This window comes from uncultured Chitinophaga sp. (assembly GCF_937898475.1).
Lineage (GTDB): Bacteria > Bacteroidota > Bacteroidia > Chitinophagales > Chitinophagaceae > Chitinophaga.
This window is the reverse complement of the sequence record NZ_CALEJS010000040.1, coordinates 222892-247953: the sequence shown is the minus strand read 5'-3', so window position 1 is coordinate 247953 and position 25062 is coordinate 222892. Positions and strand designations below refer to the sequence as shown.

Annotated in this window: 20 protein-coding genes; 10 read left to right on the top strand and 10 right to left on the bottom strand. The window is 50.8% G+C overall.

The window, feature by feature from the left end; all coding sequences use genetic code 11:
- Positions 1 to 16 precede the first annotated feature (16 nt).
- The 7 genes from Q0577_RS24295 to gldA form a co-directional block, all read right to left on the bottom strand.
- A complete protein-coding gene (locus tag Q0577_RS24295; protein WP_298740981.1) occupies positions 17 to 1243 on the bottom strand; it encodes a nucleoside permease in 1227 nt (408 codons plus the stop codon).
- Between the two features lie 102 nt (positions 1244 to 1345).
- Entirely contained in the window at positions 1346 to 2053 is a 708-nt protein-coding gene (locus tag Q0577_RS24290) for a DUF2071 domain-containing protein (protein WP_298740980.1), read from the bottom strand.
- A gap of 6 nt (positions 2054 to 2059) precedes the next feature.
- Complete coding sequence (gene nth / locus Q0577_RS24285) at positions 2060 to 2710, bottom strand: endonuclease III (RefSeq protein ID WP_298740978.1); 651 nt, start codon at positions 2708 to 2710, stop codon at positions 2060 to 2062.
- Between the two features lie 45 nt (positions 2711 to 2755).
- Positions 2756 to 2893, bottom strand: coding sequence for a hypothetical protein (locus Q0577_RS24280; RefSeq protein WP_298740976.1), 138 nt, complete (start codon positions 2891 to 2893; stop codon positions 2756 to 2758).
- A 168-nt stretch (positions 2894 to 3061) separates the two neighbouring features.
- Positions 3062 to 3400 (bottom strand): septum formation initiator family protein, encoded by a 339-nt coding sequence (locus Q0577_RS24275; RefSeq protein ID WP_298740974.1) that lies wholly within the window; start codon positions 3398 to 3400, stop codon positions 3062 to 3064.
- A 138-nt stretch (positions 3401 to 3538) separates the two neighbouring features.
- Complete coding sequence (gene eno, locus Q0577_RS24270) at positions 3539 to 4831, bottom strand: phosphopyruvate hydratase (protein WP_298740972.1); 1293 nt, start codon at positions 4829 to 4831, stop codon at positions 3539 to 3541.
- Positions 4832 to 4951: 120 nt separating this feature from the next.
- Entirely contained in the window at positions 4952 to 5860 is a 909-nt protein-coding gene (gene gldA, locus Q0577_RS24265; protein WP_298740970.1) for a gliding motility-associated ABC transporter ATP-binding subunit GldA, read from the bottom strand.
- A gap of 169 nt (positions 5861 to 6029) precedes the next feature.
- On the opposite strand from gldA, the gene Q0577_RS24260 reads away from it, so the two are divergent.
- Positions 6030 to 7727 (top strand): peptidoglycan DD-metalloendopeptidase family protein, encoded by a 1698-nt coding sequence (locus Q0577_RS24260; protein ID WP_298740968.1) that lies wholly within the window; start codon positions 6030 to 6032, stop codon positions 7725 to 7727.
- Positions 7728 to 7782: 55 nt separating this feature from the next.
- Positions 7783 to 8247 (top strand): thioredoxin-dependent thiol peroxidase, encoded by a 465-nt coding sequence (gene bcp, locus Q0577_RS24255; RefSeq protein WP_298740965.1) that lies wholly within the window; start codon positions 7783 to 7785, stop codon positions 8245 to 8247.
- Between the two features lie 134 nt (positions 8248 to 8381).
- Here the strand turns inward: bcp and Q0577_RS24250 are convergent, their stop codons facing one another.
- Together Q0577_RS24250 and Q0577_RS24245 are read right to left on the bottom strand one after the other, a co-directional pair.
- A complete protein-coding gene (locus Q0577_RS24250) occupies positions 8382 to 10292 on the bottom strand; it encodes a carbohydrate-binding protein (protein ID WP_298740963.1) in 1911 nt (636 codons plus the stop codon).
- A gap of 181 nt (positions 10293 to 10473) precedes the next feature.
- Positions 10474 to 12024, bottom strand: a complete 1551-nt coding sequence (locus Q0577_RS24245) for an SUMF1/EgtB/PvdO family nonheme iron enzyme (protein WP_298740961.1) — start codon at positions 12022 to 12024, stop codon at positions 10474 to 10476.
- A 188-nt stretch (positions 12025 to 12212) separates the two neighbouring features.
- Here Q0577_RS24245 and porU point away from each other — a divergent pair, with 188 nt between their 5' ends.
- The 7 genes from porU (at position 12213) to Q0577_RS24210 (ending at position 22232) form a co-directional block, all read left to right on the top strand.
- Positions 12213 to 15620, top strand: a complete 3408-nt coding sequence (gene porU, locus Q0577_RS24240; protein WP_298740959.1) for a type IX secretion system sortase PorU — start codon at positions 12213 to 12215, stop codon at positions 15618 to 15620.
- Between the two features lie 109 nt (positions 15621 to 15729).
- Positions 15730 to 16923 (top strand): type IX secretion system outer membrane channel protein PorV, encoded by a 1194-nt coding sequence (gene porV, locus Q0577_RS24235; RefSeq protein WP_298740957.1) that lies wholly within the window; start codon positions 15730 to 15732, stop codon positions 16921 to 16923.
- A gap of 7 nt (positions 16924 to 16930) precedes the next feature.
- Positions 16931 to 17419 (top strand): 2-C-methyl-D-erythritol 2,4-cyclodiphosphate synthase, encoded by a 489-nt coding sequence (gene ispF / locus Q0577_RS24230; RefSeq protein ID WP_298740955.1) that lies wholly within the window; start codon positions 16931 to 16933, stop codon positions 17417 to 17419.
- 104 nt (positions 17420 to 17523) lie between these two features.
- Positions 17524 to 17967, top strand: a complete 444-nt coding sequence (dut, locus tag Q0577_RS24225; protein WP_298740953.1) for a dUTP diphosphatase — start codon at positions 17524 to 17526, stop codon at positions 17965 to 17967.
- 3 nt (positions 17968 to 17970) lie between these two features.
- Positions 17971 to 19731, top strand: coding sequence for a tetratricopeptide repeat protein (locus Q0577_RS24220; RefSeq protein ID WP_298740952.1), 1761 nt, complete (start codon positions 17971 to 17973; stop codon positions 19729 to 19731).
- Positions 19732 to 19820: 89 nt separating this feature from the next.
- Positions 19821 to 20639 carry a DUF4292 domain-containing protein gene (locus Q0577_RS24215; RefSeq protein WP_298740950.1) on the top strand — a complete coding sequence of 273 codons (819 nt, stop codon included), beginning with the start codon at positions 19821 to 19823 and terminating at the stop codon, positions 20637 to 20639.
- Positions 20640 to 20774: 135 nt separating this feature from the next.
- Entirely contained in the window at positions 20775 to 22232 is a 1458-nt protein-coding gene (locus Q0577_RS24210; protein WP_298740948.1) for a peptidoglycan DD-metalloendopeptidase family protein, read from the top strand.
- A gap of 51 nt (positions 22233 to 22283) precedes the next feature.
- Here Q0577_RS24210 and bshA read toward each other — a convergent pair whose 3' ends face one another.
- The gene (gene bshA / locus Q0577_RS24205) at positions 22284 to 23426 is read right to left on the bottom strand and encodes an N-acetyl-alpha-D-glucosaminyl L-malate synthase BshA (protein ID WP_298740946.1); all 1143 of its coding nucleotides are present in this window, start codon (positions 23424 to 23426) and stop codon (positions 22284 to 22286) included.
- A 174-nt stretch (positions 23427 to 23600) separates the two neighbouring features.
- On the opposite strand from bshA, the gene Q0577_RS24200 reads away from it, so the two are divergent.
- On the top strand, positions 23601 to 24977 hold the full coding sequence (locus Q0577_RS24200; RefSeq protein ID WP_298740945.1) for a M20/M25/M40 family metallo-hydrolase: 1377 nt from the start codon (positions 23601 to 23603) through the stop codon (positions 24975 to 24977).
- Positions 24978 to 25062: the final 85 nt, after the last annotated feature.

Here is a 25062-nt window from a genome sequence, read left to right as displayed (position 1 = left end):
ATAAATGTTGATCTGATTATGCAGTTTTGTTCATGGTGACGCTCTTCTCTGCTTTACCTTCCCTGAACAGCAGGAGGAACAACAGCAGTACTGCCAGGGCAATACCGGCGGGTATGAGCCAGATAGACTGCCAGTTGTGTGTACCGTCTGCCAGTTTGCGGGCGTCTACAATAGGGCCGGAGATCAGGAAGCCGATCAGCATGCCTACACCATAGGTAGCCAGCGTAATCATACCCTGTGCAGCGCTCTTGAATTTCTGGCCGGCAACAGCATCGGTATAGATCTGGCCTGTAACAAAGAAGAAGTCGTAACAGACGCCATGTAATACGATACCACCGATCAGCATCCAGTAGTTGGCATTCACATCGCCGAAGGCAAAGAATACATAGCGGATCACCCAGGCCAGCATACCCAGTGCCAGCATTTTCTTAACACCCAGGCGGGCAAAGAACAGCGGCATAATGAGCATGAACAGCAGTTCGGACATTTGTCCCAGGGATTGTTTACCGGCCGCAGAAGACATACCCACTTCATTCAGGAAGGGGTTCGTAAAATTATAGTAGAAAGCCAGCGGTATACAGATGGCCACGGAAGACAGGAAGAACAGCAGGTAAGAGCGCTGCTTCAGCAGGCGGATGGCGTCCAGGCCAAGCAGTTCGCCCACGGATACCTTTTCCCCTTTTTTAAGCGGTGGTGTATTAGGCAGGGTAAAGCTCAGTAAACCCAGTAAGCCGGAGGCAACAGCTGCCATTTTGAAGGTAAGGGAAAGCGTATTGGCCTTCTCCCAACCCAGCCAGCCAATGGTAAGGCCAGCAATGATCCAGCCGATGGTTCCCCATACGCGGATGGCAGGGAACTTTTTACTGGGATCATCCATCTGCCTGAATGAAATGGAATTTACCAGCGCCAGTGTGGGCATGTAAAGGATCATGTATACCAGCAGCAGCGGGTAGAAGGACGCGAAATCTGCGGTTGATCCGGCCAGCCATAGCAGGAATGCGCCGATCAGGTGCAGTACCCCCAGTATCAGCTGGGCCGGTGCAAAGCGGTCGGCTATCAATCCTACAATAAAGGGCGCTACAATGGCGCCTATGGATTGCGTGAGATAGGCAAAGCCTACATCGCTGGCGTTGGTATGCAGATCGTTCAGTAAAAATGTTCCCATGGTCACGAACCATGCTCCCCAAACAAAGAATTCCAGGAACATCATGGTGGATAGTTGCAGTCTGACGGCTAATTTCATACGAGTCGGTCCTTTAAGTGATTGCTTTTTAATAAATAGATAATTAGCAGCTTAAGATAGTAAAAAAGCGTTTACAAGCACTTGTTTTTTACACAGGGAACCTTACAGCCGTTTCTTTGGCATTACCGCTATTGGCGAGCCTTCTGCGAGGAGGGCAGACAGCGGTTGCTGTTGTAACACATCCACGAAGCCTGGGCCGTATAAGCGCAGCGCATTGCATTGATAGGCGTAATCATGCACGGCATGAACATTCCATTGCGGGTGTGTTACCTGGTATTCAGCGGGGCCTGCCTGGGTATAGCCCCAGTAATGTTCAGTAATGAATTCCGCTTCGCTGCCGGGGACAATGGACTGGCTGGCCTTTGAGGCGCTTGCCTTCAGGTAGTTCCACTCATCGTCCACTTTCCATTCATAGCTTACCTGCAGGGTATGGGTATCGGGCTCGTGCCAGCGGTGCCGCATGGGCAGGGTGGCGTAGTTCTCTTTATAGATGGTATTGGCTATAAAGGTGATCATCCGTTTCGGCACCAGCTCTTTGATGAAAACCACCCCGCGTTTCCATTGCTGGCCATCCTTATAGCGCACATAGAAACGCAGGTTCACTTCTTCGAATGTACGGTGCAGGGGAAAGGAGATACCTCTGAGCCGGGTATCCTGGAAGAGGAAGCCTACCAGGCTTACGTAGTGGGTGTTGTTCCAGGTATCCAGTTCGGTATGCCGGGGAAGGTAGGGCTGCAGCAGGGAGGTACTTGCTTCAAAATTGATCATCAGCAGGTTTCGCCAGCTGGCGGTAAGAAAGGGGCTGCTCATAAAATGCTATTGTTGTTTACGTATCAGCTGTTGGTAATACTTGCAGACAGGCCGCAGCCCGCATTCACCGCATTTGGGATTGCGCGCCACGCAGATATACCGCCCGTGCAGGATCAGCCAGTGGTGTGCAATATGCACTTTATCCCGGGGAATATACTGCAGCAGTTGTTGTTCCGTTTGCAGCGGTGTTTTGGCGTTGACGGTAAGGCCAATGCGGGCGGATACCCTGAAAACGTGGGTATCTACGGCCATATTGGGCTGCTGGTGTATTACAGAGGTGATCACATTGGCGGTTTTGCGGCCTACGCCTGGCAGGGTAATGAGTTCCTGCACGGTGGCTGGTATTTCGCCGTTGAATTGCTCTGTCACCATCCGGGCCATACCTATCAGATGTTTGGTTTTGTTATTGGGATAACTGATGCTTCTGATGTAGGGAAACAGCTCGTCAAAGGTAGCTTTGCTCAATGCATACACATCGGGGTAGCGCTCAAAGATGGCTGGTGTGGTCATGTTCACCCGTTTGTCGGTACATTGGGCGGAAAGGATGACGGCTACCAGCAACTGGTAGGGATTATCGTAGATCAGCTCTGTTTCTGCGTTGGGAGCATGCTCTTCAAAGTAGTTAAGTACAAACGCGAAGCGTTCTTTCTTGGTCATGCTGTAAAAATAAATTACAGCTTGCCAACTGCCAACTGATAGCTGTTAACTCTTTTTCTTCGCGTGCTCCAGAACGGCTTTCAGGGTAGCGGCGCGGGGAGAAAATTTGATGGTGTTCAAAGCCTTTTTCATTTGGGCATGGCAGATGTGCTCTTCACGGGAAAGCGCTGGATCTTTAGACATAGAAAAGTTGTTTTTGCTATCAGTATCAGAACTTAAGGCGGCATAGAAGGAATGTGTAGAATTGCCCATGCAAATTAGTTTTAATACAAGAAATTAATTTTCAGACATATAACGGAAATTGTGTGGAATCTATTGTTAAGTTATAGCAAATTTTTAGAAAACTGCAAGCTATTTCTCCTTCTTCTTGGTGGCTTGGGCGGCTTCGTTCTCGTCCTTTATAATGAATAAATCTTCATTATCTTTTTTCATCAGGTATTGTTCCCGGGCAAATTTCTCCAGTTTTTCGGGGCTTGACAATAATTCGCGTTGTTCTTCACGGGTTTTGTCTATCTCTGATCTGAAAAACGCTTTCTGTGATTCCAGTTTATTGACCTCTGATTGCAGTTGGAATTGAGACAGCAGGTTATTACGGTCCAGGAAACCGATCCATATCACAAAAGCGGCACTGGCAATGATGAACTTATTGCGCAGGTAGGCAGGTATTTTTATGCTTTTGGATACTGACACGGGCTGTTGTGGGTTATCAATTTAAAAAATCCGGGTACTGAGCAAGCCGCCCAGAACCCGGAAGTATTGACCACTAATTGATAATTTTCAAATTCCAATGTCCGGATCCCAACTTCGGGAACCTGATCTCAGGACATTTTACTTCTTACCAAATTTAACGGAATTTTTTGGATAATAGGCCACGTTACCTAATGCTTCTTCAATACGGAGCAGTTGGTTGTATTTAGCCATACGGTCAGTACGGGAAGCAGAACCGGTCTTGATCTGACCGCAGTTCAGGGCCACTGCCAGGTCGGCGATGGTGGTATCTTCCGTTTCACCGGAGCGGTGGCTCATGATGGAAGTGTAACCGGCTTTGTGCGCCATATTTACGGCATCGATGGTTTCTGTTACGGTACCGATCTGGTTTACCTTGATCAGGATACTGTTGGCGATATCCTGGTCGATACCTTGTTTCAGGCGGTTCACGTTGGTAACGAACAGGTCGTCGCCTACCAGCTGTACGTTAGCACCTACGGCTTCGGTCAGTTTCTTCCAGCCGGCCCAATCGTCTTCAGCCATCCCGTCTTCGATAGACACGATGGGGTACTTTTTGCACCACTCAGCCCAGTAGGCTACCATCTCATCGCTGCTGATGATCTTACCGGAGCTCTTGTAGAACTTGTAGGTTTTGTCAGCATCGTTGAACATTTCGCTGCTGGCTGCATCCAGTGCGATGCCGATCTGCTCGCCAGCTTTGTAGCCGGCAGCTTCGATAGCCTGCAGTACCGTTTCAATGGCTTCTTCGTTGCTCTGGATATCGGGGGCAAAACCGCCTTCGTCACCAACGTTGGTGCTGTAGCCTTTCTTCTTCAATACGGATTTCAGGGTATGGAAGATCTCAACACCCCAGCGCAGGCCTTCAGAGAAGGTAGATGCGCCTACGGGCACGATCATGAATTCCTGGTAATCTATCTTGTTATCGGCATGTACACCACCGTTGAGAATGTTCATCAGGGGCATGGGCAGGGTAGTAGCGTTTACGCCGCCCAGGTAACGGTACAGGGGCAGGTTGCTTTCTTCCGCAGCTGCTTTGGCTACGGCCATGCTCACGGCCAAAGTAGCGTTGGCGCCCAGTTTGGCTTTGTTGGGTGTGCCGTCTAAATCTATCAGCAGTTTATCGATACCGGCCTGGTCATTCACATCCCATCCTACGAGTTCTTCCGCGATGATCTCGTTTACGTTGGCTACGGCTTTCAGCACGCCTTTGCCCACGTACACGCCTTTATCGGCATCGCGCAGCTCTACGGCTTCATGTTTGCCGGTAGATGCCCCGGAAGGTACGGCAGCACGGCCAAAATGACCATCTTCAGTGGTGATGTCCACTTCTACAGTGGGGTTACCACGACTGTCCAAAATTTGCCTGGCATGGATCTCTGTAATAGTACTCATGGTTTTATTAGTGTTTAAAAATTAGTAGATAGTGAGTAGTCCATGGCCCATCGTCCATGGTCCATAGCGCATCACATGGTGCTTGTTGCCCGCCTTAACCGATAGTCCATGGACCATGGACTATTTAGTCAGCTGCCTGAAGATCGCCTCCAGGCTTTGCGAATTGCTTTGCAAAGAAAGGATGTTCCGGTTATTTATCAAAGCAAATTGCAGCAGGTTTTTGCGCACTTCGTCCACATTGGCGGTAAACAGCTGCCAGCTGTTGGCATCGCCGGGCACCACTTTGGTTACGCCGGCCAGCTGTTCCAGGTCGGTGGCATTCACCGGTTCGCCAAAGCTTACCTGTATATAACCCTTGCCATCCCGTTGCTGCTGCAGGTTTTGCAGGGTGTCATCGGCTATGATATGGCCTTTGTTGATAATGATGACGCGGCTGCACATGGCCTCCACTTCCTGCATAATATGCGTGCTGAGAATAACGGTCTTGTTACTGCCCAGGCTTTTGATCACCTGGCGGATATCAGCCAGCTGGTTAGGGTCCAGTCCGGAGGTAGGCTCATCCAGTATCAGTACTTCGGGGTCGTGCAGCAGGGCCTGTGCCAGTCCTACCCGTTGTTTATACCCTTTTGAAAGGGCGCCGATCTTCTTTTTGCTTTCCGGCTCCAGTCCGGTAAGGGAGATCACCTCGCGGATCCTTTCCTGTGTTGTATTACCCAGCTGGTGCACGTTGGCAACAAATGAAAGGAACTCCCTGATGTACATGTCATAGTACAGCGGGTTGGATTCAGGGAGATAGCCTACCCTTTTACGCACTTCCAGCGGCGCTTTGGTCACATCATAACCGCTGACCAGGGCTTGTCCGCCGCTGGGGGGCAGATAGCCTGTGATCATCTTCATGGTAGTGGATTTGCCTGCGCCGTTTGGTCCCAGGAAACCCACGATCTCTCCCTTGTTCAGCGTAAAAGAAATATTGTCTACCGCTTTCTGTTCACCGTACGTTTTACTGAGTTGTGTTACCTGGATGGACATGGTTGTGTATTGCGGGCACTAAAGTAAAAAAATAAGTCGATAGTAAAGGGGCGTATGCAAGAAAGTCAGCATGTATCAAACCGGAGACCGCCGTTTGCGGTTGCTTAAAACAGGCCTTGTTGTAAGGGATGAAGCAGTTTTCCTTTTCTCCCTTACATTTGCACCTATTATGATCAGGAAATTAATAGGCTTTTGTTGTTTACTTCCCCAGCTTTTGCATGCACAATACCTGCCCGGAAAAACATATCCGCAAGGGTATTTCCGTAATCCGCTGAATATTCCTATTGTGCTGGCAGGCAATTTCGGGGAGCTGCGCCCTAACCATTTCCATTCAGGACTGGACATAAAGACGCAGCAGCGCGAGAACCTGCCCGTACATGCTGCGGCAGATGGATATGTAAGCCGTGTAAGCGTATCGCATACCGGTTTCGGTAATGCGCTGTACATTACCCACCCCAATGGGTATACTACCGTATACGCTCACCTGAACCGCTATTTTCCTGAACTGGAACAATACGTAAAACAAAAAGCCTACGAACACGAAAGCTGGGCGCTGCAGCTGAACATTCCACCGGATGCTTTTCCTGTAAAGAAGGGCCAGTTCGTGGCCTGGAGCGGCAATACCGGCGGATCTGCAGGGCCTCACCTGCATTTCGAGATCAGGAATACACAGACGGAGAAGCCGCTTAATCCCCTGTTGTTTGGCTTTGATGTGCCGGATACCCGCGCGCCTGAAGTTTACCGCATTGCCATCTATAACACCGAAGAAAGCATATACAGCCAGCAGCCCATCCTGCTGCCCGTGAAGAAGGTGAAAGGGGAATACGTTACTACCCAGCCGGTTGTAAAAGTACGCGCCAATACAGTGGGCATTGGTGTTAATGCCATTGACCGCCAGAGTAACTCTACCAATCCCAACGGCATCTACGAGGTGCTGATGTTTGATAATGACATCCCGAATATTGGTTTCCAGCTGGATGATATTGGCTATGAAGAAACGCGCTACCTTAATGCCCATGTGGATTACAAAGTGAAGAAAGGCGGCGGCCCCTGGCTGCAGCTGCTGTTTGCCTTACCGGGCAACCCGCTCGGCATTTATCATGATGTGAAAGGGGATGGTCATATAGACCTCTCTGATGGCGCCCGGCACCAGGTGAAGCTGCTGGTCAAAGATGCCTACGGCAACAGCAGTACGGTAAAGTTCACACTGCAGCAATTTGCCGCACCGGTTGCAGATGCGGCCTGTGCCAATACCATGTATCCTGAGTCGCGCAATATCTTCGAGAACAACCAGGTAGAATTCTTCATGGACGAAGCGGCACTGTATGATCGCGTATGCTTTAACTACCGTGAGCTGCCTGCCAACGCAACGAAGAATTATTCAGAAATCTACCGCCTGCATACCGCGCTGGTGCCCGTACACAATACGTTTGACCTGCGTATAAAGCCAGACAGAGAAGTGCCGGAAGACCTGCGGGATAAAATAGTAATGGTGCGCAACGGCCTGGGAGAAAGCACTTCGGCCACGGTCTATGAAGATGGCTGGTACAAAGGTAGTTTCCGCGACTTTGGAGATTTTCACCTGGAGGTAGATACCGTTGCGCCAAAGATCACGCCCCTGGGCGGCGTGCACAACGGCAGTAACCTTGCTGCCGCCACGCGGCTGTCTTTCAGCATGAGCGATGGCAGCGGCATCAAAAGCTACCGTGCAGAGCTGGATGGTAAATGGCTGATGTTTTCCCGCAAGAGCAATGTACTGACCTATACATTCGATGAGCATTGCCTGCCGGGTACGCATACACTGAAGCTTACCGTAACAGATATTGCCGGTAATGAAAGCACTTATACGCTAAACTTTAAAAGATAGCAGCGAACTAAGCGCTGTTAGCTAACGGCTAACAGCCAGCGGCTAACAGCTACAAATGAAACATCTGAAAGAAGGAGACAAGGCGCCCGCCTTTAAAGGCGTGGATCAGAACGGGAACAAGATCTCATTGGCGGGCCTGAAAGGAAAGAAAGTGGTTCTCTATTTTTATCCGCACGACAATACACCTACCTGTACAGACCAGGCCTGCAACCTGCGGGACAATTACCAGGTGTTGCTGCAGCAGGGCTTCACGGTAATAGGCGTAAGCACAGACGGCCAGAAGAGCCACCAGAAATTTGCAAAGAAGCATGAACTGCCTTTTCCCCTGCTGCCCGATGAGGATCTCCAGATAGTAAGCGCCTATGGCGTGTGGGGAGAAAAGAAATTCATGGGCCGCATCTTTGACGGCACCCATCGCACTACCTTCCTCATTAATGAAAAAGGTATTATAGAGAAAATCATTGATAAGCCGCATAGTAAAACCCATGCGCAGGAGATACTGGAGATCTGGGGTAAGTAATACTATTTTACCCAAATTGCTACTCTTAGAGGATACTTAAGGGAGAAGCGAAGGAGAACTATAGGAGAAACCAGCCAAAATACTATTACTTTACAAAAGCGACCGTCTGCCGGCTGACAGACGGTCGCTTGTTTTTATTCTGCTTTCTGCACTTTTATCCTTTTGTGATAATTACCACTGGTAATATCCAGTATATAGAATCCTTTAGGCAGCCTGGAGGCATCCAGCGTGTAGGTGGACTGCTGCGTTTTCACTACTGCACGGATATGCTGCCTGCCATTCAGGTCATATACCACCACGGTGTGGAAGGTATATTTAGCGGGCAGGGTGTAAAACAGCTGGTTGCCGAAGGGATTGGGGTAGGCAGTACCTGTTGCTGCATCTGCCGTTTTTTCTTCCGGCACAATTTGCATGGTCCTGGCGCCGGAAGACACTTCTGCAAAGGTGAATTTCTCCCATCCTTCAATGGTGGGGCGGTTGCAGTTCATGGGTTGGGCGCCGTTCTCAGAAGAAACATACTGCCCGTTGTTACCCCTCAGCGAGATGGTGCCATCGGGGTTCTGTATCCAGTCAAACTTTTCATAAGAGCCGATCACTGTACGGTTACAGTTCATGGCTTTAGTGCCGCCTTCAGAAGATACATACTTGTTCATCGCCTGCAGCACTATTTTACCTGCGCCGCCATCCAATACGGTAAACTGTTCCCAGCCCTGTGCAGCGGGCCTGTTGCAGTTCATGGGCTGGGCGCCGTTCTCAGAGCTTACAAACATACCATTGTTGCCTTTCAGCGTGATCACTTTGCCGATGGGTACATTGGTGGGGTTGGAAGTGGCAGAGAACTGTATCCAGTTCACATTAAAGCCGCCTGCGGGCATAAAGAGGCGCAGGGTTTGTTCACCGGCAGCGAGGGTAGCGGTGGCGGTAACGGTGGTCCAGTTCTGCCAGCCGCCGGTGGCGGGGATAGCGGTGGTGGCCAGTATGGCGGTGTCTTTTCTGAGCTGTATGCTGCCACCGCCGTTCTGGCTGGCTATGCGGTACTGGATGTTATACTCGCCGGCTGTTTGTACGTTCAGTTTATAGTCCATCCAGTCGTTCGCATCAATGTAACCAACATTCAGTCCGCCGCCTGCATCGGTGGTTACTTCTGTCTGGACGTTGTTCATTGCCGTATAGTGTTCTGCCTGTACGGTGCCGGGAACAGGAATGGCAGGAGCAGGGCCGGGTGTAACGCCACCCAGCCACAGCAAACCGTCTATGATAAACCGGTTCTGTATCTCGCTGGCAAAGGTGGAAGACTTGTCGGCATCCGGGTTGTAGCTCACATCATTATGCCCGAAGTTGGCATATAACATTTTGTAGTTGCGGTTGGTCCAGATAATGGGATAGTAACCGCTGTAGAAGGTCTGGTTAGGATCTGTGCCCAGCGGAAAGCTGGCCGGATCTACCGAGCAAAGGATCCTGATGTTGGGATTTGTGCGCAGGTCGTTGCTCCAGGCGTACCACTCGCTTACGCAGGAGGTGAAGGTGGTGGTGAGCCTTTGTGTGCTGGGATGAGTGTTGTCTTCACAGCGCAGTATGGCGCTGGTGGGGAACCAGGTATTGCGCACAAAATTACCTTTGCCCAGGAAGGTGTTGTGGTACCAGCTCCATTCAGAGGCGTTTTGTGTAAAGGCAGATACGTGGAAGCCCATCCAGGCGCCGCCGTTCTGCATGTAGGTCTGGAAGGCCTGGCGTTGCGCTGCGCCTGTGGGGGCATCGTCAAGGAAAAGCACTACCTGGTATTGCGAAAGGAAGTTCGCATTCAGGTTGTTCCAGTTGTTGGTGGCCTCATAAGAGAAATTGTACTGCGCGGCGATGGCGGGAAACCATTTGTTGGCTTCCCTTACAAAACTGATATGCGCCTTGTCAAAGTTGCCATTATAAAATGCAATGACCTTGAAGCGGGGCGCTTGCGCCTGTACAGGAGAAGAAACAGCTGCGGACAGCAGCAGCGCAAGCAATGCATACGTTTGCATTAGCCTGCGGCAGAACGTGTTGTTGAACATGATTGACGTGGTTTAAATGGTTATAGGATATAGGAAATCTTATACGAGGGATAATATATTCATATGCCGGTCACCGTGTTAAAATGGCCAGGGGCCGAATAGCAGTAGTGTTATCTACTTTCTATTCAGCCCCTGACTGGTATTATTTGTTTACAGCTAACAGCTAAAAGCTAACGGCTGTTTATCTCTTTTGTCTTTGTTTCTTGAACAGCTGACCGGTTTTAAACTTGTTTCCTTCAGGGCTGCCCACGCGGTCCATTGCGCAACGGAAGCCAACGGTGTTGGTGGCCATATCTTCCTGCATGTAACGGCGGGTGCCAGGTGACAGCCAGTAAGCGCGATCGTTCCAGCTACCGCCTTTTACTACGCGGGATTTGTCGTTCACCAGTGAAGTGATGCCGTAGCCGTATTCAACCTGAGACAGTGAGTCACCATCGAGGTAGTTGATCACGTCGCCTTTCTGATAGTTCAGGCGGTTAGCGCTTTCTTCGTCAGTAACGTCACGCATTTTCAGTGAACCCAGGCTGTCTTTTTCGGGCTCGTTGTCAGCGTTCATGTAGGTAGTCTGGAATTTGTTACCACGGAAGTAGTTGAAGTCGTCACCATCTATCGGGTTCAGCGGCCTGTAAACGTCCAGTACCCATTCACTCACGTTACCAGACATGTTATAGATACCGAAGTTGTTCGGGAAGAAGGTGCGGGTAGGACCAGGGATGGATGCACGGTCGTTCAGACCACCGGCCATACCCATGTTATCACCAGAACCGCGTTTGAAGTTGGCCAGGAACTGACCTTGCCAGTTACCGCGGCGGATGTCTCTCAGACCGCTGGTGTTGGTACCCCAGGAGTATACCTGTTTGTTCATGATCAACTCCTCACCACGTTTACCTTCTTTTTTGGAAGGAGAGGGGTTCTGACCCAGGTAACCCAGCGCCGCATATTCCCATTCTGCTTCTGTGGGCAGGCGGTAGTTAGGCAGCATTACACCGTCTTCAAACTGTGCGGTGCGGGGTGAGCCGTCTGCATTCTTGAACTGCTCTTTGGTAGATTTGGTCATTTTGCCCGGAGTACCTTCGTACAGTCCGGCCATATATGATTTGGTATCGAAAGTATTGTCGTCAGACTGGTTGGTGATATCAGCCTTGGAAAGCAGGCCTTTATCCATCAGCAGCTTTTCGTTCACACGGTTAGAGCGCCATTTCGCATAGTCTGAAGCCTGTTTCCAGGTCACACCTACGATCGGGTAATCGTTATAGGCAGGGTGACGGAAGTAGTATTCCACCAGGGGCTCGTTGTAAGCCAGTTCGCTACGCCATACCAGTGTATCGGGCAGTGCGTTGCGGTATACCTGCGGGAAAGATTCGCCGTACATACGTTGTACCCAGAACAGGTATTCGCGGTAGTGTACATTGGATACTTCCGATTCATCTATATAGAACGATGAAACCGTGATACGGCGGGGAATGTTGTTCCAGTCCATCATTACATCCTGCTCGGTAGCGCCCATGGCAAAAGTACCACCTTGTACAAACACCAGGCCCGGTCCGGTTTGTTGGTCCCTGTTCTTGGCCACGCTGAAACCACCCATTTTAGGGTCATTGTAGTTCCAGCCGGTGGCTGAGGATTTTTCCTTTTTTTTGCCAAAAAGCCCTCCGCCATCCTTATTACAGGCGGTCATGGCCAGCATCACACTGGTGCCTAAGAGCAAAGACAGAGAGGTTAATCTGTGCATATGAGATTCAGCTTTAGTATTGGTTTTATAGGTAAACGCAAATTTAGTATAAATTATTTTATAGTGAAAAAAATTAATTTGTAATGATTTGGCCTTAATTTAGCTTTAGTTATTTGTATTTCAAAGGATTAGTTATTTTCGTCCTCCGGGATCCAAGTTACGGTTCTGTTAAGCCAACGAAAGCCTCTATGAGACCTTACTTCCTGTGGTTATTGCTGCTGCAAGGTGCGTGGTTGCCCGCTGCCATGGGCCAGCGTTCCTATGTTCCTCATTCCAAGCTGGCTACCGGCACCTGGTATAAACTGGGCATAACACAAGCCGGTGTTTACAAAATCACGGTGGCCCAGCTTGGCAGCATGGGTATCAATACACAGGCACTATCGTCTGCCAATATACGCATTGCAGGTAAAGGTGGCGCCATGCTCCCAGAAAAAAACAGCGGCACCTATAAAGACGACCTGCCTGAAACGGCCGTGCTGGTGGCCGACGGTGGCGATGGGTTGCTGAACGGAGATGATTATTTGCTGTTTTACGCCCCGGGGCCGCATGCATGGGAGTACCAGACCGCCTCGCATACGTTTACGCACCGCTATAACCTGTACAGCGACACCGCCTGGTATTTCCTGAATGTGGATCAACCCGGGCAGCGTCTGACGCCTGATACACCGGCGGCCAGCCCTTCTGTAACCGTAAACGCTTTTGATCACATTGCCTTTTATGAAAAAGACAGCATTAACCTGGTCAGCAGCGGCAAACAATGGTGGGGGCCTGTTTTCAGCAACAGTCCGGGTGCTACGCTTACCCGCAATTATACATTTACATTACCGGCCGCGCCTTCGGGCCCGGTGCAGCTGAAGGCCCGGGCGGCGGCCCGCAGTACCGGCAGCCGTTTTGATATCACCGTGAACCAGCAAACGGCGGGCAGCCTGCAGCTGTCGCCCGTAAGCGGCAATATCTTCGAGGCATTTGCTACGTCCGCAAGTGGTACCTTCAGCGTGATGGTGAACAGCAGCCAGCTGGAAGTTGGCCTGCAGTACAACGGTAATAACGGTGATCAGGGCTGGCTGGACTACCTGGAGCTGCATGCCCGCTGCCCTCTTATCATACCGGGGCAGGCGTCCCTGCAGTTCAGGGATGCGGCCAGTGTGGCGCCGGGAACAACCGCCCTGTTTATGGTGAACAACACCGGACCGGATACGCGGGTATGGGATGTGACAGACGCCTGGAAGCCGGTACAGCTGAATGTGCAGCGCAATGGCAGCCAGCTGCAGTTTGCCCGCGATGCTTCCATACTGCGGGAGTATGTGGCCTTTAACCCGGAGCAGCTGCCGCAGCCTTTATATGCAGGTACGGTGCCCAACCAGGACCTGCACGCCATCCCGCCTGCCGATATGCTGATCATCACCATTCCTGCTTTGAAGGCAGCTGCCGACAGGCTGGCCGCTTTCCATACCGCGCAGGATCAGCTACAGGTGCAGGTAGTGATGGCGCACGAGATCTATAATGAATTTGCATCCGGCACACCCGACCCTGCTGCCATCCGCGATTTTGTGAAGATGTGTTACGACAGGGCCGCAGGTGGCGGCAAACGGCCCAGGTACCTGCTGCTGTTCGGCGATGCCTCCTTCGACTATAAAAACCGTGTGCCTGGTAATACCAACCTGGTGCCTACCTGGGAAAGCGAAGCCTCCCTGGATCTCATTAACTCGTATCCCTCTGATGATTTCTTCGGTTTCCTGGACGATGCGGATGATATAACTGATATCAATACACGTAACCTGCTGGATATTGCCGTTGGCCGCCTGCCTGTTCAGACACTGGACCAGGCGCAGCAGATGGTGGATAAAATCATAAGGTACAATACGCCGGCAGGTTTTGGTCCCTGGCGCAACCACATCACCTTTGTGGCAGATGATGGAGATAATAACCTGCACGTACAGGATGCGGAAGCTGTAAGCGCTGCCGCTGCTGCCAGCGGGCCTGGAATGGTGGCCGACAAGATCTACCTGGACGCTTATCCGAAGATAGCTTCCGCCGGTGGCGGCCGTTACCCGGAGGTGAACAGCGCCATCCAGCGGGATATGAACAGCGGTAACCTGGTGTGGAACTATACAGGGCATGGCAGTTATTCGCGCCTCGCGGAAGAAGTGGTGGTAGATGCCGCTTCCATCAGGGGTTGGACCAATGTCAATAAACTGCCGCTGATGATCACCGCCACCTGTGATTTTGCGCCTTTTGACAACCCGGCCCATAACTCCCTGGGCGAACAGATACTATTGCAGCAGCGGGGTGGCGCTATTGCCCTGATGACCACTACCCGTGCGGTATTTGCCTATTCCAACCGGATCATGAACGCCAATTACCTGAGCCAGGTGTTTAGTCCGCTGCAAAACGGGCAGATGCCTACCCTGGGAGAGGCCGCCATGCTGGGCAAGAACCTTACCTATACTAATTACAGTGATGTGGCCAACAACCGCAAGTTTCAGCTGCTGGGCGATCCGGCCCTGCGGCTGGCCTTTCCGCGCTATCGGGTACTAACAGATTCCATTAACGGGAAGGATGTAAATACGGTAACGGATACCCTGAAAGCCCTGGGCCAATACGTAATAAAAGGTCACATTGCAGACGCCCAGGGAAACCCCGTAACAGGTTTTAACGGCATCCTGGACATCGCGGTGTATGATAAGCCGTCTGTCCTGCGTACCAGGGGCAATGATGCAGGCAGCGAAGCGGCTGATTATACCCTGCAGCAGCAGGTATTATTCCGCGGGCAGCAGCAGGTACAAAACGGGCAGTTCAGCGTTACCTTCGTAGTGCCAAAAGATATTGACTATCGCCCCGGTGCGGGTAAGATCAGCTACTACGCGGCCAATGAGCAGGCAGATGCCGGGGGCTGGTTCACTGGCTACCAGGTAGGGGGTACGGCGGAGAGTGTGCGGCCGGATACTACCGGACCGGCTATACAGGCTTTCCTGGATACAGAATTGTTCCGCAACGGCGGCATAACGGGGCAAGACCCTGTGCTGCTGGTAAAGCTGAGCGACAGCAGCGGCATTAATACCTCCGGCTATGGCATCGGGCATGATATGGTGGCAATACTGGATACCGCCAGCAAGTATTTTGTGCTGAATGATTATTATACGGCCTCGTTAAATGATTTCAGGAGCGGGAGCATCCGTTTCCCCCTGTATGGTTTGCCCGAAGGGCCGCATGAGCTGACCATAAAGGCCTGGGATAACTATAATAACTCTTCCACAGCCACTTTGCGCTTTGTGGTGATAGGCTCCTCTACTTTGGCAGTGCAGGAGGTGGGAAATTACCCGAACCCATTTACCGTGGAAACTCGGTTTTTCTTCACACATAATCAGCAAGGGCAACAGCTGGACGTAGTTCTGGAGATTTTCAGCAGCCAGGGGCAGCTGGTAAAAACGATCAAGGAAACAATAAATGCATCGGGGAACCGTTATGAAGGCATGCAATGGAATGCGATGGCCGATTCCGGAGCGAGGGTACCACCAGGAATCTATTTTTACCGGATTACTGTCAGCACCAAAGAGAGCAAAAGAGTTTCAGGTGGCAAACTAATCATATTCTAAAAGACCTATGAAAAAAAACACTAATTTCAAAGTCCCAAGCCAGGCCCCTTTTGTTGAATATTTTAAATTAGGCATTATTTTTACATCTTATTCCAAATACCATCATTACATGATCCGTAAGGTAACATTGAGCCTCGTGTTCATCTTTAGCACTGTCATCTGTTTAGAAACCTCAGCACAAGTTGTTAATCCTGGGCAAACGGACGGGCGCACCAGCAATACCATTAATACTGCCGTGCCTTTCCTCCGGATTTCGCCTGATGCGAGAAGCGGCGCGATGGGTGATGTGGGGGTTGCCCTCTCTCCAGATGCAAATTCCACGTACTGGAACCTTTCCAAATTGCCCTTTGCACCTGGCAATGCCGGTGTGGCTGTTACCTATACGCCATGGCTGAAAGAGCTGGTGAACGATGTGTTCCTGGCAAATCTCAGCGGTTATTATAAACTGAACGACATTGAGACCCTGGGTGCCTCTTTACGGTATTTCTCCCTGGGCACCATCAACTTTACCGATATTACCGGCATGCCCACCTATGATTACCGTCCGCGTGAATACGCGTTCGATGCGGGCTATGCGCGTAAACTGTCTGACAACTGGTCGGTAGGAGTGGCCCTTCGCTATATTTACTCCAACCTGGCCAGCGGCGATATCAACGGCCGTGTGGTACGCCCGGGTAAAGCATTTGCAGGCGATATCAGCGCTTTCCATACCAAAGAGATCGAAAAGGATAACGGTACGGTGAACACCTGGAACTTTGGTGTGGCCATTACCAACATCGGCACCAAGATATCCTACACACAATCTGCACAGTATAAAGACTTTATTCCTACCAACCTGGGTATTGGTACTGCCTATACTTTCGGACTGGATGAATTTAATAAGATCACCCTGGCGCTTGACATCAACAAGCTGCTGGTGCCCACCCCTGATACCGCTAACGGTAGCAACGAGTGGCGTGATAAAGGCGTGGTGGAATCCATCTTCTCTTCCTTTGGCGATGCGCCCGGCGGTTTCAGCGAAGAGCTGAAAGAACTGATGTTCTCTGTAGGCGCAGAATACTGGTATAACGACATGTTTGCCGTAAGGGGCGGTTATTACAACGAGAATAAGTTTAAAGGCAACCGTAAATATTTCACAGCAGGTATCGGTGTAAGGTATGATGTATTTGGTTTGAACTTCTCTTATCTTGTACCTTCGGGCACCGGTATCCAGCGTAACCCGCTTTCCAACACGCTGCGTTTTACCCTTAGTTTCAACCTGGGTGGCGAAGGAGAAGGCGGTAGCACTACAAGTAACTGGTAAGATAATAATGGCGAAAATAAGAATAGGACAGGGAGTAGACTTCCACCAGCTGACAGAAGGACGTGATTTCTGGTTAGGCGGCGTACTGGTGCCGCATCATAAAGGGGCACTGGGCCACAGCGATGCAGATGTACTGTTGCACGCCATCTGCGACGCGATGCTGGGCGCCCTGAGCCTGGGAGACATTGGCTTCCATTTTCCGGACACGGATAATACCTATAAAGACATAGACAGCAAGATCCTCCTGGAGCGCTGCAACACCCTGATAGCAGAAAAAGGCTACCAGGTGGTGAATATAGACAGTTCCCTCTGCCTGCAGGCGCCTAAAATAAAGCCTTATGTGCCACAAATGCGGGAAACCATCGCTCGTATCCTGCATATCAGCATAGACGATGTATCTATCAAAGCCACTACCACTGAAAAGCTGGGCTTTGTAGGCCGCGAGGAGGGAGTAGTAGCCTATGCCGCCGTCCTGCTGGAGCAGGTGAGCAGATAGTTGATGGTCCACGGACTATTAGCCATTTCCTAAGATATTGCTAAAGTAGGATACTCTATGGACTGTGGACCATAGACTATTGACTATTTGATTATCTTTGTCAAATGGCTGAAATAATTGTAAAGATCATCAACAGGTCGGCCAACCCGCTGCCGTCATATGCCACTGCCGAATCGGCAGGTATGGACCTGCGGGCGCACCTGGAAACGGCAATCACCCTACAGCCCCTGGAAAGAATGCTGGTGCCTACTGGTTTATTCATTGAATTACCAGCAGGCTACGAAGCACAGGTAAGGCCCCGCAGCGGCCTGGCAATCAAGCAGGGGCTTACCCTGCTGAACACCCCTGGCACGATAGATGCAGATTACAGGGGAGAGCTGAAGGTGATTATGATCAACCTGTCCAACGAACCGCAAATCATTGCTCCCGGCGACCGTATAGCACAGATGGTGGTAGCCCCGGTTACCCAGGTAAGTCTGGAAGCAGTGGAAATATTAACAACAACAGATCGGGGGCACGGTGGTTTCGGCCACACCGGAAAATCCTGAGGAATGCGTGTATTGAGAACCTTAATAGGGTTGGGATGTGCTCTTGTTTTATGGAGTGCCTGCAGTAGTCAGAAATATCCGGCTGCCAGGAAAGCGCGTGCGGCAAACAGTGCCTATGCCATCAAAGATCCTACCCTGCTTCAGCAGCGTTCAGACAGCCTCTTCTTCGCCGCTCAGCGCTCCAAAATGCTGGGCGATTATAAAACCGCCATTACACAGTTCTCAGATTATCTCCGCCTGAACAGGCAGAATCCTACCGTATATTACGAGCTGGCCCGTCTTTTCATGGAAGTGAACAACCCAGCCTATGCGCTGGGCTTTGCGCGCAGGGCTGCCAACATGGATACTACCAACCGCTGGTTTCAGCTGGCGCTGGCAGATGCCATGGGTATTAATAACCAGTTTGACAGTGCAGCCGCTGTATATGCGCGGCTCAGCAGGCAGTACCCGGAAAGCGAGGACTATATGTTTAATAAGGCCATGCTGCTTTCCAAAGCCGGTAAAATAGATGATGCACTCGCCGTACTGAACCAGCTGGAAGAAAAAACAGGGGTGGTAGAGGAGCTGACCTACCAGAAGCAACGCCTGCTGCTGAAGCAGAGCAAGGTAGAGGAAGCGGCAAATGAGATCCGCAAACTCATCAACCAAAGCCCGCAGGAATTACGTTATTACCAGCTGCTGGCAGAAGTGTATGATGCAAACGACCGTGTAGAAGAAGCCAGTGCCATTTATAAAAGCATTTTGTCGCGCGACAGCACCAATGCCCGCTCACTGATTGCCCTGGCCAATTACGCCAAACAGCGCGGCGACAGCGCCGTTTACTGGCAATATCTTACCAAAGCATTTTCCAACCCGGATTACAGTATAGACGAGAAAGTAGCCTTTGTATATCCCTACCTGCAGATGCTGCAGATAGACAGCACCAAACTGCATGAAGGGCTGCAGCTTACCCACCTTGTAATACAGGCCCATCCTGCAGAAGCGAAAGCCTATGCCCTGCAGGCAGACATGTATTCACAGGCGGATATGCTGGACAGCGCGCTGGATAATTACAACAGGGCCATCAGCCTCGACTCTACCCGTTTTTCGGTTTGGTACCAGCTGATGTGGATCTATTCACGCAAGGAAGCGCCGGCTGAATTGCTGAAGGCCAGTAAGATAGTTACCGCCAGGTTCCCGGAAGAGTTTATGGGCTTTTATTTCCAGGGGGTAGCGGCATACCTGCTGCAACAGTACCCGGACGCCATTGGCTCACTGAAACATGCACTGACCATGGGCACTGCTGACAAGCGCTTTATGGGAGATGTATACTCCCTGCTGGGCGACTCTTACCATGCCGTAGGGCAGCATCAGCAATCAGACAGCAGCTACGAGCGAGCTTTAATGATACGGCCGGATGATGCGGTAGTACTTAACAACTACAGCTATTATCTTTCCATGCGGAGCGAGCAGCTGGAAAAAGCCGAAGAGATGTCGCGCCGCTCACTGGAGCTGCAGCCTGAAAGCGCCACCTATATGGATACCTATGCCTGGATACTGTTCCGCATGGGTAAATATGAGCAGGCCAGGGAGTGGATTGAAAAGGCGCTGCAGGATCCCGATGCACAGAAAGATCCGAGCGTACTGGAGCACTACGGCGATATCCTGTTTAACCTGAAAGATGTGGCGAAGGCGCTCGAATACTGGCAGCGCGCCAGGGAGAAGGGAGCTTCTTCTGTTGGGCTGGCCAGGAAAATTGCAGAAAAAAGGTATATTGATTTATAGTGTTACGCTGAGCGCGGAACGCGAAATACATTAAGCAATAGCGTTCAGCATTAAACATTGAGCATTCAGCGTAACTGGATAATTGGGTTATGAAGCAAATAGTTCTACTAGGAGTAGCCAGTCTTTTATTAGTATCCTGCAGGCATTCGCGCCAGATAGCACGGCCTGTGTTCACAGTGGGAGACAGCTCCCAGGTAACAGCAGTTACCGATAGCGCAGCTGCAGAGGCAGCGGCCATAAAGGGCACACTGCTGGAAGGTGTCAGGAAAAACAGCGTTCAGTATACTACTTTCTCTGCCAAGCTCAAGATAGATTTTGAGAACGATAAGCAGCGGCAGCAGAATATCAGTACCAACATCCGCATGCAGAAAGACAGCGTGATATGGATCTCCGTATCCGCACCGATTATTGGAGAGGTGGCCCGCGCCATCATTACGCCCGACAGCCTGAAGGCCTATGACAAGTTCAACAAGCGGCTTTACCTGCGCGCCCTCAACGATGCCCGTGACCTGCTGAACATTCCATTTGAGTTCAGTACCCTGCAGGACATGATCATCGGCAACCCGGTATTTCTCACAGATTCAGTTTTCCAGGTGGTAAAAACACCCGCCATTATATCATTCAGCTGCGATAGCACGTTATATACCAGTCTGTTCAATGTCTTTGCAGATGATTACCTGTTGCAGCAAAGCAAGGTGATGGATAAAAACCCCGCCAGCAACAGGTCCTGCGAACTCACCTACGGCGAGTACAAGGTGATGGATGGCCGCAGGTTTGCAACCACCCGCCGCATTTTTGTAGAGGAGAAGAATATCACCAGGATAGCCATGGACTTTAACCGCGTGGAATTTAACCAGCCGCTCAGCTTTCCGTTTACGGTGCCGGCTTCAGGCTATACACTGGAGTAAATTCCGGCATCCAAATCTCCAATTCCAACATCCAGATTCCCAATCGCAGTGTACAGCATCAGGAATATGGAACCGGGCTGGAATCAGGAATTTGGATTTTGGAATTTGGAATTTTAAAATTGGTATTTTTAACAAATGTTGTATCTGAAGAAGCTTATCCCGTTTTTGTTTGCATTATGGTTGTTACCTGCGGTTTCCCATGCGCAGAACAATAACCAGCTTTCACGTGAAGAACTGGAGCGCAGGAAAAAAGAGCTGCAGAAAGAAATAGACGAGGCCAACGAAGCATTGAAAGAAACCAAGCGCTCTACCAAGGAAAGCCTGGGGCAGCTAAGGGCTCTGCAGAACAAGATCTACCTGCGCACCCGCCTGATCAATAACATCAACGAAGAGATCAACTTCATCAACGGTGATATCAACACCGCATACCGTGATGTAAAAACATTACAGAAAGACCTTGATACCCTGAAGGCGCAATATGCACAGCTGGTGGTATATGCTTACAAGAACCGCAGCGCATATGACCTCATGAACTTTATCTTTTCCGCACAGAGCTTCAACGATGCGGTAAAGCGCTATCAATACCTGAAACAGTATCGCGACTATCGCCGGCGGCAGGCTTCCAACATTGTTGAAACACAGGATCTGCTGTCCCAGAAAATAGCCAGCCTTCAGGAACAGAAAGAGAAAAGGGCCAGCACGCTGAAAAGTGAGCAGGATGAACGCAAAACGCTGGAGCTGGACCGTAAGGAAAAAGATGAAGTGCTGGCCAAACTGAAAGGCCGCGAAAAAGAACTGCTGGCAGATATCAATAAACGAAAGAAGGATGCACAGAATGTACAAGCTGCCATCCGCGCGGTGATCCGCCGTGAAATTGAGGAAGAACGCAAACGTGCTGAGGCCGAAGAATTGGCCCGCCGCAAAGCAGCAGAAGAAAAACGCCGGCGGGAAGAAGCAGCCCGCAAAGCAGCAGCCCTTGCTGCTGCCAGGGAAGCCGCCGCCAGGGAAGCGGCAGCTAAGGCGGCCGCCGGTAATAACAACGGTGTAGCGGCCACACCGCCGCCGCCGGTAGTAAAGGAAACCCCCAAAGCACCTGAACCCGAACCGGAAAAACCGGCGCCAGCGCCTACCCGCAGCGCCAACGTGCTGGAAGCTACTCCTGAAGCACTGGCCCTGTCAGAAAGTTTTGAGAGTAACCGTGGCAAGCTACCCTGGCCCGTGAGCAATGGTAATATCATTGGCCACTTTGGTAAACAGCACCACGCAGTAGTTGAACGGATCAACGTAGAGAACGACGGTATCATCATCGCCACCTCGAAAGGCGCTGCCGTAAAAGCCATATTTGAAGGAGAAGTAAGAAGGGTAATGGTAATACCCGGTAGCGGATACGTGGTAATGATACGCCACGGTCAGTATTTCACCAACTATGTGCGCCTGCAAACGGTAACCGTGAAAACCGGCTCCCAGGTGCGCACCGGCCAGATGATCGGTACAGCCAGCACCAATGATATAGAAAACCAGGGCGAAGTAGAACTACAGATCTATAAAGGCACTGTGAAACAAAACCCGGAGTGGTGGATCATGAAGAGATGATAAAAAGCTGTTAGCATTTAGCTAGCGGCTAGTAGCTAACAGCTTTTTAAGTCAATAGCTTGCCGCAGTTGCTTTCTCTCTCACGCGCTCATACAAAGCCTCGTATTGCGGAACAATATTGTTGATGTGAAAACGCTGCGCCTGTTCCAGTGCGCCTTTACGCATGACAGCCAGCTTACGTTCGTCTGTAAACAGCTCTATTACATGTGCAGCCATGGAGGCAACATCGCCCACAGGGCTCAGGTAACCGGTTTTACCGTGTATGTTCACCTCAGGTAAACCACCTGCATTGGAAGAGATCACCGGTACTTCTGAAGCCATTGCTTCCAGGGCGGCCAGGCCAAAGCTTTCGTATTCTGAAGGCAGGATGAACAGATCGCTGACAGACATTACATCTTCCAGCTGTTCCTGTTTACCAACAAAGCGGATATCATCGCATAAATGCAGATCGCGGCACATACATTCAATAGCCGGACGGTCAGGCCCGTCTCCTACCAGCAGGAGTTTGGCCGGCACCTGTTCACGAACCCGCTGGAAGATCTTCACCACATCGGGCACGCGTTTAACCTTACGGAAGTTGGATACGTGCAGTAAGATTTTTTCGCCGTTAGGCGCAATGGCTTGTCTGAATGGCGGCAGCTCGCGGCGTTTGAAACGCTCAATGTCTACAAAGTTGTAGATCACGTCAATATCCTTCTCTATCTGGAATGATTTATACGTTTCTTCCCGCAGGTTGCTGGATACGGCCGTAATGGCATCTGATTCGTTGATGGAAAAGGTTACCACCGGCGCATAGGTTTTGTCTTTGCCCACCAGCGTAATATCTGTACCATGCAGGGTGGTGATGAAAGGTACAACCCTGCCCTGCTTACTCACGATCTGTTTGGCCAGGTAGGCCGTACTGGCGTGCGGAATAGCATAGTGCACGTGCAGCAGGTCAAGATGCTGGTTCAAAATCACGTCTACCATGGTACTGCTCAGCGCAGATTCATAGGGTGGAAAATCGAACAGGGGATAGGTAGGCACCTGAACTTCGTGATAATAAATATTCGCGTGAAATGCGTTGAGCCTTACGGGTTGCTGATAAGTGATGAAGTGAACCATATGGCCTTTATCTGCCAGTGCTTTGCCCAGTTCAGTCGCCAGGACGCCGCTCCCCCCGTAGGTAGGATAACATACTATACCGATTCGCATGGAATTACATTTTTTTCCGCTTAGCGCTTCTGCACAGTGCTCAGTGCCTAAAGCAGGGTACAAAGATAGCGTTTTGCCATCAGCAATTGTCGCCGGCCGTCACATCGTCATCCGTCACAAATTTGTAATAACAGGGTTAATTGATTAGCTTAGGTCCAAAAATTTGCCTGCTTTATGCTACGCTTTCTTTTACCGCTAACCTTAGCTTGTTCCATATCTATAGCTCATGCACAACAGAACGACGATTCCCTTACGCTACGCAAGCTGGCCGACGAGGTGCTTACACACAGCACCGCCTACGCTAACCTGAAAGTGCTTACCAAGGAGATAGGAGGCCGCCTGGCGGGCTCTCCGCAAATGTCGAAGGCAGAACAATGGGGCTTTGCGGCCCTGAAAGCTGCCGGTGCAGATACCGTTTATCTGCAGGAATGTATGGTGCCTCACTGGGTAAGGGGCGATAAGGAAGAAGTACGTATTATATCAAAACGCCGGGATTTTATTCCGCCGCTGGAGGTGCTGGCGCTCGGTAATTCCGTGGGCAGCGGGCCCGAAGGCGTTACCGCTCCTGTAATAGAAGTGGCTTCTTTTGACGACCTGGAGGCTAAGAAAGACCAGGTGAAAGGGAAGATCGTATTCTACAACTACCATTTCAATCCAACTTTCATCAAAACTTTTCATGCCTACGGCGATGCATTCATGTACCGGGCTGCGGGAGCCAGCAGGGCTGCCAGATATGGCGCACTGGCGGTGATTGTCCGTTCCATGTCGCATGCAGCCAATAATTTCCCGCATACCGGCGCTATGCGGTATAACGATTCTTTCCCTAAAATACCGGCGGTAGCGATTGGCCTGGAAGATGCCGATAAACTGAGCAACCGGATCAGCGATGATAAGGATATGAAGGTCTATCTGCGCACTACCTGTCATTTCCTGCCTGATACCATTGGTCATAATGTGATTGCCGAGCTGAGAGGCAGTGAGCATCCTGAACAGGTGATCACGGTGGGCGGCCACCTGGATTCCTGGGATGTGAACGAGGGGGCGCATGATGATGGCGCCGGTTGTGTACAATCCATAGAAGTGCTCCGCGCTTTAAAGGCAGCAGGGTTGCGGCCTAAACATACTTTGCGTGTAGTGCTGTTTGCCAACGAGGAGAACGGCACAAGAGGCGGACAGAAATATGCCGAAACTGCCAAGGCAGCCGGTGAAAAGCACATCTTTGCATTGGAAAGCGATGCCGGTGGTTTTACGCCCCGTGGTTTTTCACTCACTGCATCACCCGGGCAGCGCGCCAAAGTAAAAAGCTGGGCTAAGCTGTTGCTGCCCTACGGCCTGTACGATTTTGACGAAGAAGGCGGCGGCGTAGATGTGGGACCGCTGAATGAGCAGCTGGGCATACCCATTGGTGAACTTTCTCCTGACTCGCAGCGTTATTTTGACATCCACCATGCACAGTCAGATGTGTTTGAAGCAGTGAACAAAAGAGAGCTGGAGCTGGGTGCATTCAGTATGGCGGCATTGCTTCACCTGGTAGACAAGTATGGACTTTAATATTGAAAGGTTTGAAGGCTGAGCGTTTGAAAGTTTAATGATGTTCTAATGGCGGGACGCACTTTCAAAACTTTCAAACGCTCAA

What these genes read in the sequence shown, in the direction of transcription:
- Q0577_RS24295 (WP_298740981.1), bottom strand. Translation starts at nt 1,243, where the DNA reads ATGAAATTAGCCGTCAGACTGCAACTATCCACCATGATGTTCCTGGAA.
- Q0577_RS24290 (WP_298740980.1), bottom strand. Translation starts at nt 2,053, where the DNA reads ATGAGCAGCCCCTTTCTTACCGCCAGCTGGCGAAACCTGCTGATGATC.
- nth (WP_298740978.1), bottom strand. Translation starts at nt 2,710, where the DNA reads ATGACCAAGAAAGAACGCTTCGCGTTTGTACTTAACTACTTTGAAGAG.
- Q0577_RS24280 (WP_298740976.1), bottom strand. Translation starts at nt 2,893, where the DNA reads ATGTCTAAAGATCCAGCGCTTTCCCGTGAAGAGCACATCTGCCATGCC.
- eno (WP_298740972.1), bottom strand. Translation starts at nt 4,831, where the DNA reads ATGAGTACTATTACAGAGATCCATGCCAGGCAAATTTTGGACAGTCGT.
- gldA (WP_298740970.1), bottom strand. Translation starts at nt 5,860, where the DNA reads ATGTCCATCCAGGTAACACAACTCAGTAAAACGTACGGTGAACAGAAA.
- Q0577_RS24260 (WP_298740968.1), top strand. Translation starts at nt 6,030, where the DNA reads ATGATCAGGAAATTAATAGGCTTTTGTTGTTTACTTCCCCAGCTTTTG.
- bcp (WP_298740965.1), top strand. Translation starts at nt 7,783, where the DNA reads ATGAAACATCTGAAAGAAGGAGACAAGGCGCCCGCCTTTAAAGGCGTG.
- Q0577_RS24250 (WP_298740963.1), bottom strand. Translation starts at nt 10,292, where the DNA reads ATGTTCAACAACACGTTCTGCCGCAGGCTAATGCAAACGTATGCATTG.
- Q0577_RS24245 (WP_298740961.1), bottom strand. Translation starts at nt 12,024, where the DNA reads ATGCACAGATTAACCTCTCTGTCTTTGCTCTTAGGCACCAGTGTGATG.
- porU (WP_298740959.1), top strand. Translation starts at nt 12,213, where the DNA reads ATGAGACCTTACTTCCTGTGGTTATTGCTGCTGCAAGGTGCGTGGTTG.
- porV (WP_298740957.1), top strand. Translation starts at nt 15,730, where the DNA reads ATGATCCGTAAGGTAACATTGAGCCTCGTGTTCATCTTTAGCACTGTC.
- ispF (WP_298740955.1), top strand. Translation starts at nt 16,931, where the DNA reads ATGGCGAAAATAAGAATAGGACAGGGAGTAGACTTCCACCAGCTGACA.
- dut (WP_298740953.1), top strand. Translation starts at nt 17,524, where the DNA reads ATGGCTGAAATAATTGTAAAGATCATCAACAGGTCGGCCAACCCGCTG.
- Q0577_RS24220 (WP_298740952.1), top strand. Translation starts at nt 17,971, where the DNA reads ATGCGTGTATTGAGAACCTTAATAGGGTTGGGATGTGCTCTTGTTTTA.
- Q0577_RS24215 (WP_298740950.1), top strand. Translation starts at nt 19,821, where the DNA reads ATGAAGCAAATAGTTCTACTAGGAGTAGCCAGTCTTTTATTAGTATCC.
- Q0577_RS24210 (WP_298740948.1), top strand. Translation starts at nt 20,775, where the DNA reads ATGTTGTATCTGAAGAAGCTTATCCCGTTTTTGTTTGCATTATGGTTG.
- bshA (WP_298740946.1), bottom strand. Translation starts at nt 23,426, where the DNA reads ATGCGAATCGGTATAGTATGTTATCCTACCTACGGGGGGAGCGGCGTC.
- Q0577_RS24200 (WP_298740945.1), top strand. Translation starts at nt 23,601, where the DNA reads ATGCTACGCTTTCTTTTACCGCTAACCTTAGCTTGTTCCATATCTATA.